Origin of the sequence: Micromonospora sp. MP36 (assembly GCF_008119785.1) — a bacterium.
In the GTDB taxonomy this organism is placed as follows: Bacteria; Actinomycetota; Actinomycetes; order Mycobacteriales; family Micromonosporaceae; genus Micromonospora.
In genome coordinates, this window is sequence record NZ_VSFA01000323.1 from 1 (window position 1) to 321 (window position 321).

Here is a 321-nt window from a genome sequence, read left to right on the forward strand (position 1 = left end):
GCGTACTCGGGGTTGGTGATCTGCTCCGGCGTACCCCAACCCGAGCTCGGCCGCTGCTGGAACAGGCCCAGCGAGTCGTGATCATTGGCGTCACCCAGGTGGCCCAGGTTCTCCAGCTTCGACTCCTGCAGACTCGTAGCGATCGAGATCACCGCAGCCCGCTCCGGCAGACCCGCCTTCTTCGTCGCCGCGATGATCGCCTTCACATTCGCGACCTGCTCGTCGTTCAGGGCGATGCGCGACTGGGCGCCCTGCACACCATGCGGGATCAGCTTGCCCATGTCCGGCTTGTCGGCCTGCACCGCGGCCACCGGCTTCACA

Annotated in this window: 1 pseudogene; it reads right to left on the bottom strand. The window is 66.4% G+C overall.

Features of this window, described 5'->3' with window-relative positions:
- A pseudogene (locus tag FXF52_RS41360) lies at positions 1-321 on the bottom strand (hypothetical protein); the annotation flags it as partial.